The 17,050-nt window shown below is 37.1% G+C and carries 16 protein-coding genes and 2 pseudogenes; 5 read left to right on the top strand and 13 right to left on the bottom strand.

All coding sequences use genetic code 11. The annotated features are described in order from the left end of the window. Window positions 1-614: 614 nt before the first annotated feature. The 3 genes from M5A78_RS19970 to yiaA all read right to left on the bottom strand — a co-directional run bounded on the left by M5A78_RS19970 (window position 615) and on the right by yiaA (window position 2,625). On the bottom strand, window positions 615-1,343 hold the full coding sequence (locus tag M5A78_RS19970) for a transposase (protein ID WP_248737034.1): 729 nt from the start codon (window positions 1,341-1,343) through the stop codon (window positions 615-617). Window positions 1,344-1,364: 21 nt separating this feature from the next. Beyond that, window positions 1,365-1,847 carry a helix-turn-helix domain-containing protein gene (locus M5A78_RS19965; RefSeq protein WP_248737033.1) on the bottom strand — a complete coding sequence of 161 codons (483 nt, stop codon included), beginning with the start codon at window positions 1,845-1,847 and terminating at the stop codon, window positions 1,365-1,367. Window positions 1,848-2,154: 307 nt separating this feature from the next. Continuing rightward, window positions 2,155-2,625 carry an inner membrane protein YiaA gene (yiaA, locus tag M5A78_RS19955; RefSeq protein WP_248737032.1) on the bottom strand — a complete coding sequence of 157 codons (471 nt, stop codon included), beginning with the start codon at window positions 2,623-2,625 and terminating at the stop codon, window positions 2,155-2,157. 251 nt (window positions 2,626-2,876) lie between these two features. Between yiaA and M5A78_RS19950 the strand changes: the two are divergent. Next, a pseudogene (locus tag M5A78_RS19950) lies at window positions 2,877-3,383 on the top strand (tyrosine-type recombinase/integrase); the annotation flags it as partial. Between the two features lie 358 nt (window positions 3,384-3,741). On the opposite strand, the gene M5A78_RS19945 reads toward M5A78_RS19950, so the two are convergent. Together M5A78_RS19945 and M5A78_RS19940 are read right to left on the bottom strand one after the other, a co-directional pair. After that, window positions 3,742-4,404, bottom strand: a complete 663-nt coding sequence (locus M5A78_RS19945; protein WP_248737031.1) for a hypothetical protein — start codon at window positions 4,402-4,404, stop codon at window positions 3,742-3,744. Between the two features lie 43 nt (window positions 4,405-4,447). Beyond that, complete coding sequence (locus M5A78_RS19940; protein ID WP_248737030.1) at window positions 4,448-5,077, bottom strand: hypothetical protein; 630 nt, start codon at window positions 5,075-5,077, stop codon at window positions 4,448-4,450. Between the two features lie 492 nt (window positions 5,078-5,569). On the opposite strand from M5A78_RS19940, the gene M5A78_RS19935 reads away from it, so the two are divergent. Next, on the top strand, window positions 5,570-6,436 hold the full coding sequence (locus M5A78_RS19935) for a reverse transcriptase-like protein (RefSeq protein WP_248737029.1): 867 nt from the start codon (window positions 5,570-5,572) through the stop codon (window positions 6,434-6,436). Window positions 6,437-6,618: 182 nt separating this feature from the next. On the opposite strand, the gene M5A78_RS19930 is transcribed toward M5A78_RS19935, so the two are convergent. Genes M5A78_RS19930 through M5A78_RS19920 form a run of 3 tightly spaced genes read right to left on the bottom strand, consistent with a single transcriptional unit; the run spans window position 6,619 to window position 7,051 of the window. After that, complete coding sequence (locus M5A78_RS19930) at window positions 6,619-6,735, bottom strand: hypothetical protein (protein WP_248737037.1); 117 nt, start codon at window positions 6,733-6,735, stop codon at window positions 6,619-6,621. Beyond that, window positions 6,732-6,836 carry a hypothetical protein gene (locus M5A78_RS19925; RefSeq protein WP_248737028.1) on the bottom strand — a complete coding sequence of 35 codons (105 nt, stop codon included), beginning with the start codon at window positions 6,834-6,836 and terminating at the stop codon, window positions 6,732-6,734. The genes M5A78_RS19930 and M5A78_RS19925 overlap by 4 nt, the downstream gene beginning before the upstream one ends. After that, a complete protein-coding gene (locus tag M5A78_RS19920; protein WP_248737027.1) occupies window positions 6,836-7,051 on the bottom strand; it encodes a hypothetical protein in 216 nt (71 codons plus the stop codon). Before M5A78_RS19920 ends, M5A78_RS19925 begins: the two co-directional genes overlap by 1 nt. 849 nt (window positions 7,052-7,900) lie before the next feature. On the opposite strand from M5A78_RS19920, the gene M5A78_RS19915 reads away from it, so the two are divergent. The 3 genes and pseudogenes from M5A78_RS19915 to M5A78_RS19905 form a co-directional block, all read left to right on the top strand. Further along, entirely contained in the window at window positions 7,901-8,383 is a 483-nt protein-coding gene (locus tag M5A78_RS19915; protein WP_248737026.1) for a sigma-70 family RNA polymerase sigma factor, read from the top strand. Window positions 8,384-9,440: 1,057 nt separating this feature from the next. Continuing rightward, on the top strand, window positions 9,441-10,922 hold the full coding sequence (locus tag M5A78_RS19910; protein WP_248737025.1) for a S8 family peptidase: 1,482 nt from the start codon (window positions 9,441-9,443) through the stop codon (window positions 10,920-10,922). Window positions 10,923-11,098: 176 nt separating this feature from the next. Then, window positions 11,099-11,214 (top strand): annotated as a pseudogene (locus tag M5A78_RS19905) (DnaB-like helicase C-terminal domain-containing protein); the annotation flags it as partial. Between the two features lie 142 nt (window positions 11,215-11,356). Here the strand turns inward: M5A78_RS19905 and M5A78_RS19900 are convergent. From M5A78_RS19900 to M5A78_RS19880, 5 genes are read right to left on the bottom strand one after another with little or no spacing between them, the layout of a single operon-like run. After that, complete coding sequence (locus M5A78_RS19900; protein WP_248737024.1) at window positions 11,357-13,288, bottom strand: BglG family transcription antiterminator; 1,932 nt, start codon at window positions 13,286-13,288, stop codon at window positions 11,357-11,359. Window positions 13,289-13,347: 59 nt separating this feature from the next. Beyond that, a complete protein-coding gene (locus M5A78_RS19895) occupies window positions 13,348-14,799 on the bottom strand; it encodes a glycoside hydrolase family 1 protein (protein WP_248737023.1) in 1,452 nt (483 codons plus the stop codon). Between the two features lie 5 nt (window positions 14,800-14,804). Beyond that, window positions 14,805-16,052, bottom strand: a complete 1,248-nt coding sequence (locus M5A78_RS19890) for a PTS sugar transporter subunit IIC (protein WP_248737022.1) — start codon at window positions 16,050-16,052, stop codon at window positions 14,805-14,807. 12 nt (window positions 16,053-16,064) lie between these two features. After that, window positions 16,065-16,385: a PTS lactose/cellobiose transporter subunit IIA gene (locus tag M5A78_RS19885; protein ID WP_248737021.1), complete on the bottom strand. Its 321-nt coding sequence runs from the start codon at window positions 16,383-16,385 to the stop codon at window positions 16,065-16,067. Further along, window positions 16,385-16,705 carry a PTS sugar transporter subunit IIB gene (locus M5A78_RS19880; protein WP_248737020.1) on the bottom strand — a complete coding sequence of 107 codons (321 nt, stop codon included), beginning with the start codon at window positions 16,703-16,705 and terminating at the stop codon, window positions 16,385-16,387. The genes M5A78_RS19885 and M5A78_RS19880 overlap by 1 nt, the downstream gene beginning before the upstream one ends. Window positions 16,706-17,050 lie beyond the last annotated feature (345 nt).

Below are 17,050 nucleotides of genomic sequence, written 5' to 3'. Positions count from 1 at the left end.
GGGGTACCGCCACATGCCCATCAAGGTAAGAAATCATAATACCCCCAAAACGAAAATTTTATGCATCTTACTCGTTTTTATCGTTTTGGGGTAACTCGTTATTGTTAGCTTGATGGCGATGTGACGCTACCCCTTTATTAAAATTATAGAAGAATTATTCAATTTGTAACGCAATTTCTTCACAATCTTCTCAGTATATTTTAACATAAATTTCCCAATTTCGATGTTGAGTGTTATTCAAGAAAATGGCCCGATTGTTTAATAAGAGCTACAGTCGATTCTTTCACTATACTGAGTGTTGTTGAGGAATTTCCACAAATATAAGCGTTAATTCTAAAAAATAGCGTTAATCCTTCTTGGATCAACGCCCCCGTTTGTTAAATAAGACAAGATTTGAACCTCCCACGACTAAAGTCGCAGGATTCTAATGTCCGTTCGGACACTAAAAACCTTTTAAAGACTTCCAAGCCCATGGGATTCCTGCTTCATCGAGAACCGCATTCCGATAAGGAACGTCTTACACTCTCTCCATTGTCTAATAGCTCGACAAACAGTATCTTTGATACTGACAGGCACACCCCGCCGTTCCGGCGGTAAAAGATAAATAGTAAAAATTATGCTACAAGAGAAGGGGTTCGCAGTAGGCGAATGCCTTCTTCTTTGATATTTTTGGCTGCATTAATATCTCTATCCTGAAGGGTTCCACATTTTGGGCAAACCCAAAATCGGTCTGAAAGAGACAAAAGTGTGTTTTTCTCATGACATTCATTACATTGCTTCGAAGAAGCAAAAAATCGGTCCACAAGAACCACCTTTTTATTGTCCCAAGCTGCTTTATAGGAGATATATGTCTTGAACATAGACCAACTGACATCGGCAATACTGCGAGCCAACTTTTTGTTTTTAATCAGACCTTTCACATTTAAATCCTCCAACATGATAACTTGGTTTTCGTTTACGAGTTTACGAGATTCTTTGTGTAAAAAATCTTTTCGTTTGTTTGCAATATGCAGATGAAGTTTAGCTATTTTTTTCTGTAGCTTTTTGTAATTTGAACTGCCTATTTTCTTATTCTTCAACTGACGTTGTAACTTCGCCAGTTTAATTAGACTTTCTTTTAAATAGTTTGGATTCTCTACTTTTTTACCATTGGAGTCAATATAAAAATGGGTTAATCCTAAATCCAAGCCAATAATTTGGTCATCCGGAACGGAAGACCAGTCGATTTCTTCTTCTAATTGAACGTTTTTTTCGCATTTCAAAGAAACATAGTATTGTCCGCTACTATGATATTTTACCGTGGCTGATTTAATTTTTGCATTAATTCCATTCTCCTGAAACATTTGACGATGTTTCTTGGAGATTCAAACTTTTATCCAACCAAGCTTCGGTAATTTAACTTGTTGATTTTCAATATTCAATTCGATGTTTTTATTGGTTTCTTTCGTGGAGTAACTTTGTTCAGAACGATGTTTGGACTTGAATTTTGGGAAATCATTTTGCTTTTTGAAAAACCGATCAAACGCATTATCTACTTGTTCCATCGCACATTCTAGAGCGAACTTATCTGATTTTTTCAGCCAAGAGAAATAGGGATGGTCTTTCAACCCATTGAAGGCTTTTTTGAATTCACCATACTTCAAGGTTTCTTTCGTTAATTTATAAACTTCCAACTTTTCAGAAAGATAAAAATTAAACGTAAATCGAGCATTTCCAATCGTTTGATGAATGACCGACTTTTGTTTTTTTGTAGGTTCCATTCGGAGTTTAAGACCGTAATGACGTAGCTTCAAACCGTCTTTTGCTAATTTTTTATTTCGTTCTTCTGTCGTTTTCCGCTTTGCCATTACATTCACCCCTAACTTATATGTCTATTTTACCAAACGCGCGTTCGTTTGTCATATTTTAACTCTTGAAAAAAAACAAAAAAACACACCCTTCCTCACGACTAAAGTCACGAGTGTGCGAGCGCCAATCATCAACAATTTCTTTAAAAGCAGAATGAACCCTCTCGTTGTCTGTAATGACAAATAAATAGTCTACTTCACCTTCTACTGGGTCTGTTACATCTTCTTTTTGAGATTCAGCCTGTTGACGAACAAGCACTTCCTCAGAATTGAGTAAGCACCCCTCTTCAAATCAACGGAAAATAACTTAATCTCTTTCTCTTGCCCTCTGTGCATCTCTAACATTTTTTTGAACCGTTATGGCTGCAAATAAACTAAGAACAAATGCCATACCGTAAAATCCCTTTTCGCTTAAAACAATACTTCCTGCATTGTATAAACCGATGGCCATTAATGCAATAGATACAATAAGTGCAAACCAACTAATACCATAATAAATATTAGTAACTGGTATTCCCTCATCTTTATCTCTTACTGCTTTTTGTAAAGATACTGCTGAATAAAGTCCGAATACTAAAACTGCAAAGTAATATCCTTTTTCGTTCAGTTGCATCGTTGCGTTGTACAAGCCAATGAGATAAGCCGTAACACCTACTAACAACGCTGCCCAAGAAGCCCCTTTGAAAACTGGAGTCGGTTCTCCCTCTTTCCTTTCTACTTTCATTTTTGAATTACTTTGATTTCCTTTATCTAATAAAACCTCATTATCATTAGACATTGAATGTTTCGCCTCCCTCTTTTTATTTTATATAAATAGAGCACCGCAGATACACTGTAGTGCCCTACCTAAATTCATTATATAGAATTTTCTTACAAATAATAGATAATTTTATTCTTAATTCCAATTAAGATTTCTGAACTCACGACATGTCACACTAACCTGCCCCTTATAGTTGAATATCAACGTGCTCATTTCAATAATCAAGGCAATAATTCCTCTATTAAAGCCAATTTAAGGAGGAATTTATTTTGCTGTTATCTCAAGCCTGGGAACCTTACGAATCAGAAAAAAGGATTGAAGGGTTTCCTACACAAACATTAAAAGCATATCAAGTCCAATCTAAGTTACTCATTCAACACTTTAACGATGAAGTATTGGATCAGCGACGACAGATCAATTGAAAGGATACTTAGCAACTTCCAGTGAACACTTAAAACCATCAAGTTTATCTCATCGAATCCAATTTATTAAGTCAATATTTCGTTGGTCACACGAAGAAGGACATATTGCAAAAGATCCAGCCGCGAAAATCAAAGAATCTAAACAAGAAAAATGAATTCCAAAATCTTTAACAGAGAGGGAAATTGAGCATTTGAGGGAAGCGTGTTTTACTCCAATGGAAAAGGCTTTATTTGAGTTTATGTTTTCAACGGGTTGTAGAATAGGCGAAATTGTTTCTCTTGAGACGAATTAATCGATCCGTAATTGTCCTTGGAAAGGGTGATAAAGAAAGGGAGGTCTATTTTAATATCCGTGGTTTGAGCCCATCCGTTAGTCTGACTCCAACGACCACGGTGTACCACCGACTGTCGCACCCTTTATGGGTAGCACTCATGAGAGATTAATCCTTTTCTGGTTGTTGCGCCAGCTACACACAAATTTTGTTTCTAAGTAGAAAGGTGTCCTTTAATGTCGATTTACCAGCCAAGCTCTCATCTTCTTCACCGTAGGTGGTAAATCTCTTTCAAAGCCGCGATGGACGAGAAATTGACTATGGAGGGTGAGAAGTCAGAGCAGGGGATAGTAGTGAATAGACTTTCACCCATTAGAGCGAAGCGCTGCCAAGCGCACATAAAAACAGCAGAAGTTATCCTGCTGTTTTTTTAAATAAGTTTATTGTAAATTAAAGAAAACTTGCCCATCCAATATCTCTTCATAACGAAGTTGAGCTTTTTCACCTGTTTTGACTAGACCGGTAATATAACCCTCTTTCTCGTTCCCTACGTACATTTCGAAACTAAAGTCAGGTTCTGTAGTTGCAATTACATCCCCACTATAAATATCTCCACTTTCACTTACCATTTTAAAATTCATTATTCCATCTATACGGAAAGCTAAATCTTGTGTTTCTGATTCAGTGAATTTAACTTTCGTTTTAGCTAGAACCCATTCGTATCCCTCTGGAGCTGGTTCATTAAATTCATTCATAGATTTTAACTTTTGGAAAGCAGCATCGCCGCGAACAACTTCAACTACCGTTAAATCAAATTTAATTGGAAAAGAGTCTCCGTTATCATTGAACAACTCGTCTTCAACTTTGGCAGTTGTTTGAAATGGTACTGGATTGGTTCGAGACCCAAGTTTAGATTTAGTCTCTTCTTTTTTCTCTGTACCTTCCGACTTATTAGTATCACTTGTTTTTTTGGTTGACTCTTGTTTATTATCATCAGATTTGATAGAAACATCTTTAGTGTCCTGACCGCAAGCTCCAAGCACAGCAACGGTAAGTAAGCCAATTAGAGATAGACTAAGCATTTTTTTCAAATTAAATTGCATTTAAAATCCTCCTAAAATACATATATGATTCATTGAAAAAAATTTAATTAGTATCTGAATCTTTTAAAGCATCTGGATATACTATTTCATCGAAAGTCTCTTGAGTAGCTTCATCTTTAATGATAATAGTCACCTTCGTATTATCTGCATCTGCCCCGTTAAACATTTGATACATCATTCCAGATATACCGTAACCAAGAGCAGCAAATCCATCCATACTATTTTCATAAGAGGTTTTATCTACTAAAAGGGTAAACTCAGAAAATGAATCATTATGAGTTATGTCCTTTATAGAAGCAAAATCTCCACTTGTCTTCGACTCTTCGATAGAATCTTTGATGCTTGTTTCTAATTCTTTCATCATCTCCTTATGTTTCGACTTAGACATTTTATAAGTCAAAGAACCATCTTCGTTCTTGGTTACTTCTTTTACTCCATCCTTTTTCGCATTGGCAATAACAGTATCTATATCCTCTCCTTCAAACATTGAAGCTGGCAATGTTACTTCTACGTTTAATAGACCTTTATCCACAGATACTGCTTCGTTCTTCTTTTCTTCCTTGTTTTCAGTTGATGACTTTTTCTTATCTGAGTTGGTAGCTTGTTCATTGGACGAGCAAGCAGCAAGTAATGTCATAGCTAATACCAACATGATAAAGCCAAATTTACGCATAAAAAAATCCCCCTATGATTTTATGTAGTCTGGAATCCATAACTATTATACTATTTTTTGATGTGCGGTCCTACCTATTATTTTTCCAATATTATGAACTTCTCATTATCTCCAATAATAAATACAAGGCTGGCTCACGTGGTAGTGTTAATACTTCATTACGAGACATAAGTTCAGCTTGTTTCATTTCTGTATCAATTGCTAGCTTTTGCATATCATAGCATCTGAAGGATGTTTTCTAAGGAATAGCGGATACGCTTTAAATTTCCCACAAGCATGGTCCCGTTTGGATGTACTATCCATTAAACGATAAAAATGTCAGCAACATTCGAAAAAGAGTTGACCGATACCAGACTTCCCAATTTTTGGTTTTATTCCATTTACTAAGATAGTATAATTTATGTAAATCAACATAAGTAGAGAACGTGGGTGAGAGTGATCGAAAATACACAACAGAAGTCCCCGACTCCTTTACTATTAAGGAGCGAATTAATGGGAAAAATAAAAGCAACAAAAGCTCAAATGAATGCATATCTAGAGGATGGAATGCCTCACTATTTGATAGGCAATGAATATAGGTTTTTGGAAGGTGAGGTATTGAAATGGCTAGAGTCCTATCAGCCATCACAGGAACGTTTAGAGAGAGAATTTGTAGATAAAAAAGGGCGAACCTTAAAAGAATATGTATCAGAAGATATCGTTTTGACTACGTTACGAATAACGAAAGAAATCTACATCTCCCAGTGTAAAAAAGGGCTGCCTTTTGAAAGAGTCGGAGAAAAGATTTTTTTCAACATGCAGGATATCTTGAAATATTATCGGAGAGGTTCTAAAACCACAACGAAAGGAATGTCGTCTACTGGAGGCCAAAAGAAAAAATTTCTAATGCATGTATGTAAAGATGTTCCAAAGGAAGTTCCCATTATGATCGTTGATGGTTCTTATAATTTTGACAATTCCACTGCGGGGACCGGATTGCTGCTAGTTGAAAATAGGGATACAGTTACCGGTGTATCCAATGTTAGGAAAATTAAAACAACGAAACCCATTGTGTGCGAACTCCTTGCATTACTGGATGCATTAAGAATGATGAAAAAGAAAAAGCTTAACAAAGCCATTATCGTCACAGACCAAGAATCGTGGACTAAAGGAATCACTATTGATCCGAACATTTATGAAGGACCGGTTAAGAACTATTTAATAGAGTTCAATCTGTTGTGGACTGAAATGAAGGGGAAAGTTGTGGTTAAATTTGTAGGAGAACTAAACAAAGGGAAAAAGAATTTGCTATATAAAAAAGCTCATACTTTAAGCAGAGAATATAAAACAGGACTTTTTAAACAATTAGAGATTGAATAAATACATCTACAATTCTCCTATCCGAATACTTATCTTTTATTAAGTTACCTTGGATTGGAGCAACGTCTCGATTGCTATTTTCTCAGCAGGATTCTTTTTCTTATCACTTTTTTTCACAAAAAGGGAGACTACAACTTCACAATTGTAGTCTCCCTTTTATCATACAGTTTAACTATACTAGATTATTTCACCCATACTCCACTACTATTGAAGAAGTATCGTTTTCCAGAAATCGTTACCCAACTCGTTTGCATAGTACCACTGTTGTTGAGGTAATACCATTTCGCGCTATCTTTCAGCCAGCCTGTTGCATGGCACCGCTCTTATCAAGGTAGTACCATTTCGCACCGTCTTTTAGCCATCCCATTTGCACGGCACCGCTCTTATCAAGGTAGTACATTAAGCGACATCCATTCGACTAAATTCCATATAGGCTATACTAATCAAACGTTTGGTTGAATCAGCTGCAAGTACTGACTTATAAGATTTTTCCCCACCAAGCAAAAAGGAAGATTGTCGAGAACCGCAAGAGAATTTCGCAGGTAAAAACTTACCTTTCCACAAAATGAGATTGGTTTCTCCTGAACTTACATCATTCGATTCATTCCCCGCCATTTCCCTACTACTCAAACGTTTGATTAGTAGCGAATCAATCTCAGGTAAACAAAGACTTTTTGTAGTAACATCCCCAAAAAGAATGTCGATTGTTAGCTCCTAAAGTTCCTATCAATTGATTGAAAATACTTCTCCTTTTTTGTTTGGTGTTACCTTCGTAATAGACTAGACAGCCGTAACTTTTACTTCCAAGCAGAAAATAGTTCGTTACCCCCTCCCCATTGGGTATGCTTGTCATCCGAATCGGTCAACTAATGACAGGAGACTTTCACTCCATAAGATTCTAAGCCTTTACGCCCTCTTAAAGTGCAAATATCGATCATTTTCCGTATATGATATACTATTCAATCGTTTAATTAATTACTGTGTAATCATTGCTATATAGTGAATTTATTCATCTGATGAGAAAAAATTTTGTCAATGAACCGTTAAGGTTTTATCAGAAAAAAGGACATTATCCTACTGAAAATGATTCCATTCTTATGAACCTCCATGATTCTACTGGTTCTCCTTTATTCCGATACTACTCAAACGTTTAATTAAAAATGCCTTCAGCCTGTGTCCATAAACACTTTCCCCATTCCTTTGCTGAAAAATAATGTCACAATCTGTATTTCTTTATAAATGGTATTTCAAATCAAGAAATTACCTAAAAACTGAATTTCTATATAAAAACGCTCGAAAATGCATTTTTTTAACTCAAAAGTTAATTTTGAGAGCTAAAAATGCATTTTCATCCTATTTTTCGCTTCAAAAATGAATTTTGGAAGTTCGATGAAACTCTTCTTTCGCTGTATGTTAGAGCTACCTAGGAATAATCGGAAGCGCGCTACCAAAAAGGATTGGCAAGTGGAAAACTTTGAGCAATTAGCCACACAATATGAACCGATGATTCATAAAATCATCCACTCACTAAATATTTATCATAACCAGGAGGAGTTCTATCAAACAGGTTTAATAGGACTTTGGGAAGCTAGTAATCGCTTTAATGCGGAAAAGGGGAAATTCAGTAATTATGCCTATTCGTATATCAAAGGAAAAATCTTAACGGAACTGAGCACTGCAACTAAACAAAAAGACAAAAGCATCTATCCAAAGGAAGAGTATTGGGACACTATTGAGGATCAAGGCTCCCATCAGCCGCTTGAAATCGAGCTGCTGCTCTCCTATTGTCAAGGTCTAACGGAAAAAGAAACGAAATGGGTCCTCGCCTCCTGCTTACAGTTTTTATCGATCAGGGAAATCGCTGAACAGGAGCAGGTATCTATTTCTGCAGTAAAGCAGTGGCGGAATGGTGCCAGAAAGAAATTGCACGGCCTTATTATTAAGTAGAGATTGGTGGAAGGGACTGCAAGTAACGATAATTGCAGCTCTTACCTTTCTCTTGAGTAACCCGGGGATAGGCCCCTTGTCCCAGTGAAACTGTCTAATAGGAGAGATTTAAAGGACAATATTCCTAAGTGCCTCGGTGAAACTGTCTATTAGAAGATTTCTAAAGGCCAATTTCCCCCCGTGACACGGTGATACTGTCTAATAGAAGTGCTCTAAAGGACAATATCCACAAGCGACACGGTGATACTGTCTAATAAGGGTGCTCTAAAGGACAAAATCCACAAGTGACACGGTGATACTGTCTAATAGGGGTGCTCTAAAGGACAATATCCCCCAGTGCCTCGGTGAAACTGTCTATTAGAAGAGACCTATCGGACAATATCCCCGAGTATCGCGGCGAAACTGTCTAATAGGAGAGCTCTAATGGACAATATCCACCAGTGACACAGCGAAACTGTCTAATATTTCGACTAGATTTACCCCTGTTTCTTCCTAACCAAACGTTTGATTAAATACGCAAAAAGCCTTGTTATATAGGCGTTTATACTCCTTAGCTCTTAAAAATATTGACGGGAATAATATGGGTAACCAATTCCATTCTAGCTTTTTCAACCACTTCCCGTCCGTACAGACAAATTTCAACCTCCTTCTCTATATGAAAAAACTAATCAAACGTTTGATTACATCCGCTGGAGCCCCTGTTATCTCAGGCTTTTGTTTCATAAACGGGTAAAAAGATTGTCAGCCATTTCAGCAGATATTAATGGAAACCACCTCTCCATTCAATCAAATGAACGATTTCTCTATAAACGATCATTTTTTCATCTCATTCCCCGATATCTCAACACTAATCAAACGTTTAATTAAATATGGCGCAGCCTGCTTTAAGACCCTTTACCGCTTTAAACTTTAGCTGAGTGGGGGTCTGACCCCAGGATTGACAGAATTAGTCAATTTCCATCGATAATGTCGTTCTTTATCGAGAACTTTTTGTTTCAATCTATCACTGATGGATATAAAATTAGAATGTTAGGAAATGAATAGAGGAGGTTTTTCTGTGAGAAATAAAAAAAGGGGACTAGCTATTGTAGCTAGTAGTGTTTTGGCAATGTCTCTATTATCTTTTTCAACTAGTGCCCACACATCTGCAAGCGAACAGACTGTAAGTAAAAATTACCTTATTGCTTATGGTCAGTCATTACCTAAAGACTATCAAACTGCGATTAAAAAAGCTGGTGGAGAAGTAGTAAGAGAAATTAAAGAGATTGGTGGATTGGAAGTTCGCTCAACAAATCCTAGTTTTCTCAACCAATTGAATTCAAACTCAATTGTTGCTGTCAATGTTGAAAAGTCCTATAAAATAACCGATGGTGATCCCGCGGGGGCTGATGGTAAACCTGTAACTCTTCAAGAAGATTCCGATGGTACATATTGGAGCCTGCAGTGGGATATGCACCGTTTAACCAATGAAGGGAAATCGTATGCAGTAGAATCCGGTGGAACAAAGACAAGTAGCGGTGTGGTTCATAAGGCCGTTGTAGGAATTATCGACTCTGGTATTGATGCAAGTCATCCAGATTTAAAGGCAAACTTCATCGGAGGTAAGAACTTTGTTCCAGCGGGTGGCTATAATAATAGTGTTCCAGCAGAACAGGGTAATCCTAGTGATGTGACAGATACGAATGGTCACGGTACACATGTGGCTGGTTCAATCGCTGGTAATGGGAAAGTAAAGGGTGTCGGTCCTGATTTAGGAATTCGTGCTTACCGTATTTTTGATTCCAGTGGAAGCGCTCCAACTGCCCCAATCGTAGCAGCAATCATTGAAGCTGCGAACGATGGAGTCGATGTTATTAACATGTCGATTGGCGGGTTCGATAATCTGAAGTATTACAATGAAGGCACTCGTTATAATGATGTCGCTGATGTCATCCTTTGGAAACGGGCTGTCCAGTATGCACTAAATAAAAAGGTAACCGTTGTCGCCGCTGCGGGGAATGAATCCTTAAATTATGCTGATAAAAAGTCACTCACTGACTATATGAATGCAGCATATGGGGATGAAAATCTAATCTATAAAGGTGTAGCTATTGAGACACCAGGCGGTACTCCAGGAGTTATGACCGTGTCGTCTTCCAATAAGTGGTCAAGGGATACGTTAGCATTCTATTCGAACTATGGAAATAGTTTTATCGATGTAGCGGCCCCTGGGGGAGACAATGGACCGGTCTATGATGCCACACGTGATTTAGCTAAACGTGATTTTACGTATCGGACGCTATCAACTTGGCCAACCAATTTACCGCCAAATAAAGCAACGACATTAACTCCTAACTACGCTTACTTACATGGAACTTCTATGGCTGCACCAAAAGTAGCTGGAATCGCGGGAGTAATTAAGGCTGAACATCCGGATTATACCCCATCCCAAGTGGAGGCACTAATCAAAAAGACGGCATTTGATTTTGGGAAAAAGGGCCAAGACCCTCTTTTTGGATCGGGCGAAGCAAATGCGTATACCGCTTTAACAGGTAAATAAAAGAATAGTTTATGCCTTGCCCAGAAGGAGTGGTAAAGAACTCCTTTAGGCAAGGCTCTTTTTTGTATGGAAAAGGGGCGGTGGAAGGGACTGCAAGTAGACGATACTTGCAGCTCTTATCTTGCTCTTGAACCTCCCACGACTAAAGTCGCAAGAATCTTGCGTCCTTTCAGCTGTTAAAACCCGGGGTCGAATGCCGTCAAGACAAGCGCCCAACCTTTCGGACCTGAGAGAAAGCGGTCAAATCGAACAGGATGCCGATTTAATTGCGTTTCTCTATCGGGAGAATTATTAATCGAAAGGAATTTTCAAAAGAAATAACTTACTTGTAAAGTGGTATCTTTTAAAAAAAAAGTATCTTTTTCCATGAGCTTATCAACATCCAAACCAAATCGTGTCCACATTTTTATATTAACTCCACTAATCAGTACGGATTATTCCGAAAAGTAATTATCTTTTGCCATTAATTCAATTAAACGATGAATAAGTTCATGTCTAGTATCCGCCCCAACAAGATAGTTAATGTTATACGGTTCTGCAATCAATTCAATAATTCGAGGGAAAATCATGTTAAACATTTGTGAGTCTTCCTTGTTGACGGCAATTCCAATGATTAGTTTAACTTTAATACTGTCCCAATCAATTTGAGTGACAGGCTTTAGAATCATTAAACCTGTCTTTTTTGCCTCAAACTTCATTGTGTGAGGAATTGCTACACCACTTGGAAAAGCAGTAGAAGAAACTTTTTCGCGTTCATTCAATTTCTTCAGGTAGTCATCATCTACATAACCGTTCTGTTGAAAGACATCAGCTATAGTCTTCATAATTTGCTCTTTTGGGGAGTCATCACTAATGTTGAAGAAAAACTTCTCTCTAACTAATTCTGGCATTTTTTCTCTGAGAAAGTTTAAATACTTGTTATGTTTGATTTTTTCAATTGCACGCCTGATTAAGGCAGTATCGCGTTTAGTCATAAATTCGTGAATACTCACTATTTCAGCATTAGCGGTTGCAAAACCATTTCCAAAATGTTCAACATTTTGCGTTGTTATGACTAATTCAGAAGATGTTAGCGGATTTAAATCACTAATGTCTTCAAAAGTCCCTTCAATCTCCAAATCATCATCAAAATGTTTTTGAATATACTGTTCAATTTCAGTTTGTTGTTGATGATATGTTGGTGTGATAATAACCGTTTTAATTTTGTTATTTTCATCTTGTTGACTATTTAAGAATGACCCAATGTGTAAAGCAATAAAAGCAATTTCATCGTCATTAATTTCAACGTTCAAATCATTCGACAGCACCGAAGCTAGATATACTGCAATATCAAAAATAATCGGGTGTTTAATCCGGATATTCAATACACTCAGGTTTCTTGTATATTTGTTTTGCATTAGACGATTGTATAAGTTTTGCACATGGATTAATAGCCGTGTTTTAAATTGATCATCGCTAAAATCAAGCAGGTAGACTTCCCCAATTTCTTGAATGGCATGTTCTAATGCTTGAGAAACTTTGTTGTTAGTATAATCATCCAATGACTTCTCATCATCTTTTATTTGGCCATAAAAAAGAAACGCCAATTCGTCTTTATCCGCCTGAGAAAACTGAGTATTATATATTTTGTTAAGTTTATCTGTTATATCGTTAACGATTTTGAAACTTGTTGTATTTCGATTATTGATTAGGAATGAACTTTGTTCTAATTGTTCGTTATCAGTTACACGGTCAATCGCAATAGCTAAATGTACGATGAAGTTTTTGAAGAAATAAGTGTTTGGATGAACACTATACTTTTCAAAACTGTTCTTACTTAATTTCATCAACTCTTGAAGCGAGACGTCCCCTAAGAGTTTTTGAACTTCTTCATCAATGGATGTTTTTGTTGGTTTTGAGAAGTCAATTAAATCGATCATCACTTTCCTACGACTCTTCTCATCCCCCGTAAGCACGTAACGATTATTCTGCTGAATGATTTGTAAGCCATTTTTAGTCACTAAACGATTGAGGTAGTTCATATCAGCACGTATAGTTGCGTCTGAGATATACAGCGTATCCGCTAAGTCGAATAGGTCTAAGCCACGGTCAGAACTCTTAATAAGTCGTCTGAGAATATAAAAACGACGATTATCAATGTGATTGGCATTTTCTAAATGTTTAACAACTTTGGTAGTATGATCCCTTAACCTATATCCTACTCTGCTGGACTCAATCAGATTAGGCTGTTCGTCATTTATTGATTTAACGTAATGGCGAATTGTTCGATCCGTTACGCCTAATAAATCAGCTAATGTTTTTGCAGATATAAAGTCTTTACTTGAATGTCTTTTAAGACAATCTAGTAACATATCGGTTTTGCTCATCAAATCAGTCCTTATATAGTAAAAAAGGGAGCACACCTACCCCTCCCCTTTTTTGTGTATTAAACTTCTGAACCATTCGTTGATATGACTTGTTTATACCAATAAAAACTATCTTTCCTCATTCGAACCCCAGATCCATTACCTTCATCGTCTAAATCAACATAGATAAAACCGTAACGTTTTGACATTTGTTGTGAAGAACAACTAATAATATCAATTGGTCCCCAAGCACAGTAGGCAATAACATTAGCGCCATCTTGTATTGAACGACCCACCTGTTCGATATGATCACCTAAATAGGATATACGATAATCGTCATGAACTTTGCCGTCCTCAAGTTTGTCGTACATTCCAAACCCGTTTTCTGCAATAACAATTGGTTTCTGATAACGATCCCAATAGTGAGAAAGTGTATGATATAACCCCTGTGGATCCACATTCCAACCCCATGGATTAGCCTCTAAATTTGGATTTACCGTAGTTGAATCCGCTTTATTCACATTCCTCGTTGAATCAACCATTTGTGAGAAATAATAGGAAATGGCAAGGTAATCCATCGTATTTTCTCTCAACAGTTTTATTTCTTCCTCTGTAATATCAAGATTCAAATTGTTTTCCTCGAAGTAATGTAAAGCATATCTCGGATACTCGCCACGAAATTGAACATCTGTGAAGAAATATTGCATACGATTATGCTGCATGGCCAACACAACGTCATCTGGTTTACATGAATATGGATAGACAGTTCCGTCAGCAACCATTGTACCGATTTCTAAGTCATAATTTAATGTTTTAGCGTACTTTTGAATTTTAGCTGAGGCTACCATTTGATTGTGAACGGCTTGATATTCTGCCTCTTCAATATGATCATATTGATCTTTACATATACCTAAAGACAAGAATGGTTCGATTTGAATCATGTTAATTTGGTTAATAACAATCCAATACTTCACTCGATCTCCAAAGCGTTCCAGCAACACTTTACCATAACGTTCAAACATATCAATGACTTCTTTATTTTTCCAACCACCATACTGCAATGTGATGTTAATGGGTGTTTCATAATGCAGCATGGTTATGATTGGTTCGATTCCGAGTGACTTCATCTTATCAATCATCTTGTCGTAGTGCTTTAAAGCTGCTTCGTTAGGTTCGGTTTCATCCCCGTTAGGGAAAACTCTTGACCAATCAATGGAGGTTCTGAACGTTTTAAAGCCCATTTCGGCTAATAATTCTAAATCGCTTTCAAAAGTATGATAGAAGTCAATACCATGGCGTTTAGGATAGTAATGGGTTGTATCGACAAGATTCTTTTTTACTTCGTCTAAAGTCATGCCTTGCATTTCCAATTTTTGAATTTCTTCATTTGACATTCCTTTGAGATATGGTTGAACATCGGATAAATTGGGTAGTTTCCCATCTTCACTGTAAGCACCATCAGCTTGGCTTGCGGCAATGGCGCCGCCCCACAAGAAGTCTTTTGGAAAAGCTGCATATTTATTCTGTCTCATAAGTGTTATTCTCCTTCCTCTGCTAATTCTAAATCTTGTTGAACGGCTTGTTTATCGTAAATCTTGAAAAATGGATAATAGATAATCCACGAAATAGCAAACAGTATAATGAAGAAAATCAATCCACGAATGGATTCAGTAACAATCCAGCTTTGGATTGGTCCAGGTGTGTACCAAAGTTGAAATGGTTTGTGTGGAATTGGCACCAAACCAATTTTCATGACAATCCAAGTCAAAATAGGTCCTACTAAACCAATAATCCACATTGGTACCATCAAAATCGGGTTAAAGGCAATCGGCGCACCAAACACAATTGGTTCGTTAATATTAAATATGGAAGGAATAAGAGATGCTTTTCCGATCATTCTTAGTCTTTGTGATTTAGCCATAAATGCTAACATGATACATAGCGCAAATGTTGCGCCGCCGCCGCCGATAAGGAATATAGCAGCTGCCTCGTTCGTAAAGATATTCGTTACTGCTTTGCCCGCCTCAAAGTTTGCTTGGTTTTGGGCAATAGCCGGTAAAGCAATAGCAATTTGAACCGGATATAAAACCCAGCTTGAAATCCCAAAAGTATACAAGAATGCGAAGCCAAGGAAGAACACCAATACAAATCCCCAGAACCCTTGTCCAAGATTAATTAACGGTAAAAAGATTGAATTGATTACATGATATAAGTTGATATGCAATTCAAATGTAAAAACCCAACCAACTAATAAGATCAACGTAATCGGAATTAACGTGTTAAACCAAGTAGCAACAAAGTCTGGAATGGCAGAATCCTCACCAATGATTTTCCATTTGGAGAAAAGATTCATGACAATGCCAACAAACAACCCCGCAATCAAAGCAGCAATCATGCCAGCTGTGCCAAATGAATTTAGATCAAACCTTATTTGACCTTCTGCAGTGATGGTTGGATAGACCAGTATTAAGAAAAACGCCAGCCCGGCAAGTCCTGCTTGTTTGGAAACTTCCTTATGGCCTTTATTGTTCATGACTGCTTCTGGTATTAAATAAGCTAAAAATAACGAGAATAGACCGAATGAGAATGTACTGAGTAAAGAAAAATCAGGAAAGCCCTTCCAATAATCCTTAACAATTGACAATATGGTAGCAAACGAACCGATAAAAACCATCGGCATTGCCGTCAAGATAGCGCTTTGGACGGATGCAACCCAAGGGTTTTTCGCGATCTTATTCACCCTTGGTGCAAAACGATCGGTCATCCAGGACATAAATTTATCCATCTTTTTCACCCCTTAGATTCTTTTGTAAAGTTTTATAATCTCCCGCATAATGTTCAATTCTGATTTAACTGTCATCAATGTATCTTGAGCATGGCCGAATAACGGTGAATACGGAATATCAATACCTTCAGCTTCTAGTTGCAGCGTATTGGTTTGAGCTTTATGAGCCGTAACGATTTCGTCATTTGCTTTTTGCATTAGTTCATCTGCTTGATCGAAATCTCCATTTGAGGCTTTGTCAACGGCTTGAAAAACATAATCGCGTGCGTTACCAGCATGTAGGATGACATTCATAGAAACTAATGCCAGTTGTTCTTTACTTATTTGCTCCATTATTGATCACCGCCCTGTAAATGCTCTTCGGCAACTTTAACTAAACCTTGACCGTCTAACGATCCATACACTCTTTGTGGAATGATGCCGTATTTAACGCCTGCTTCTTCACATGCACCTTTTACATCGTCAATCATGTATTTCAAATGCGGGGCAATTAACAGTAAATCAATGCTGTTTAAATGTTCACCAATTTCTGACTCACTTTTAGCTTTAAATTCAATATCTATATTTAATTTTTTGGTAGCCTTTCGAGCAGCTGCCGCCATAAAACCAGATGATGCTCCAGCCCCACAAACTAATAAAACTTTTTCTGTCATAATGTTTGTCCTCCTTTTGTTTGATTAAATCATAACAACAAAGTTAAACTTCTACATTTATGTTTTTTTCCTATTACTAGGAAAGTTCACTAACCTAAGGAAACACAAAAAAGCATAGTCCTTATTAGGTCTATGCAAAACCATCTTTGTACAAAAAAGAAAAGGGTGGACTTTGGATTACTTACGTCTTGCCTACTGAACTCAGGCTTTTGTTTTCAAAACGGGCAAAAAGATTGCCAGCAATATCAGCAGATTTTAATGGAAACCCTCACTTCATTCATTTAAATGAACGATTTCTCCATATACGATCATTTTTCAACTAATTCCCCGTTATCTCAACATTAA

Origin of the sequence: Neobacillus rhizosphaerae (assembly GCF_937468385.1) — a bacterium.
In the GTDB taxonomy this organism is placed as follows: domain Bacteria; phylum Bacillota; class Bacilli; order Bacillales; family Cytobacillaceae; genus Neobacillus; species Neobacillus rhizosphaerae.
This window is presented reverse-complemented; position numbering and strand designations above follow the sequence as displayed.

Bases quoted from the DNA above. Each gene is read 5' to 3' on its own strand.
- M5A78_RS19970 (WP_248737034.1), bottom strand. From the start codon at position 1,343: ATGTTTCAGGAGAATGGAATTAATGCAAAAATTAAATCAGCCACGGTA.
- M5A78_RS19965 (WP_248737033.1), bottom strand. From the start codon at position 1,847: ATGGCAAAGCGGAAAACGACAGAAGAACGAAATAAAAAATTAGCAAAA.
- yiaA (WP_248737032.1), bottom strand. From the start codon at position 2,625: ATGTCTAATGATAATGAGGTTTTATTAGATAAAGGAAATCAAAGTAAT.
- M5A78_RS19945 (WP_248737031.1), bottom strand. From the start codon at position 4,404: ATGCAATTTAATTTGAAAAAAATGCTTAGTCTATCTCTAATTGGCTTA.
- M5A78_RS19940 (WP_248737030.1), bottom strand. From the start codon at position 5,077: ATGCGTAAATTTGGCTTTATCATGTTGGTATTAGCTATGACATTACTT.
- M5A78_RS19935 (WP_248737029.1), top strand. From the start codon at position 5,570: ATGGGAAAAATAAAAGCAACAAAAGCTCAAATGAATGCATATCTAGAG.
- M5A78_RS19925 (WP_248737028.1), bottom strand. From the start codon at position 6,836: ATGTACTACCTTGATAAGAGCGGTGCCGTGCAAATGGGATGGCTAAAA.
- M5A78_RS19920 (WP_248737027.1), bottom strand. From the start codon at position 7,051: ATGGCGGGGAATGAATCGAATGATGTAAGTTCAGGAGAAACCAATCTC.
- M5A78_RS19900 (WP_248737024.1), bottom strand. From the start codon at position 13,288: ATGAGCAAAACCGATATGTTACTAGATTGTCTTAAAAGACATTCAAGT.
- M5A78_RS19895 (WP_248737023.1), bottom strand. From the start codon at position 14,799: ATGAGACAGAATAAATATGCAGCTTTTCCAAAAGACTTCTTGTGGGGC.
- M5A78_RS19890 (WP_248737022.1), bottom strand. From the start codon at position 16,052: ATGGATAAATTTATGTCCTGGATGACCGATCGTTTTGCACCAAGGGTG.
- M5A78_RS19885 (WP_248737021.1), bottom strand. From the start codon at position 16,385: ATGGAGCAAATAAGTAAAGAACAACTGGCATTAGTTTCTATGAATGTC.
- M5A78_RS19880 (WP_248737020.1), bottom strand. From the start codon at position 16,705: ATGACAGAAAAAGTTTTATTAGTTTGTGGGGCTGGAGCATCATCTGGT.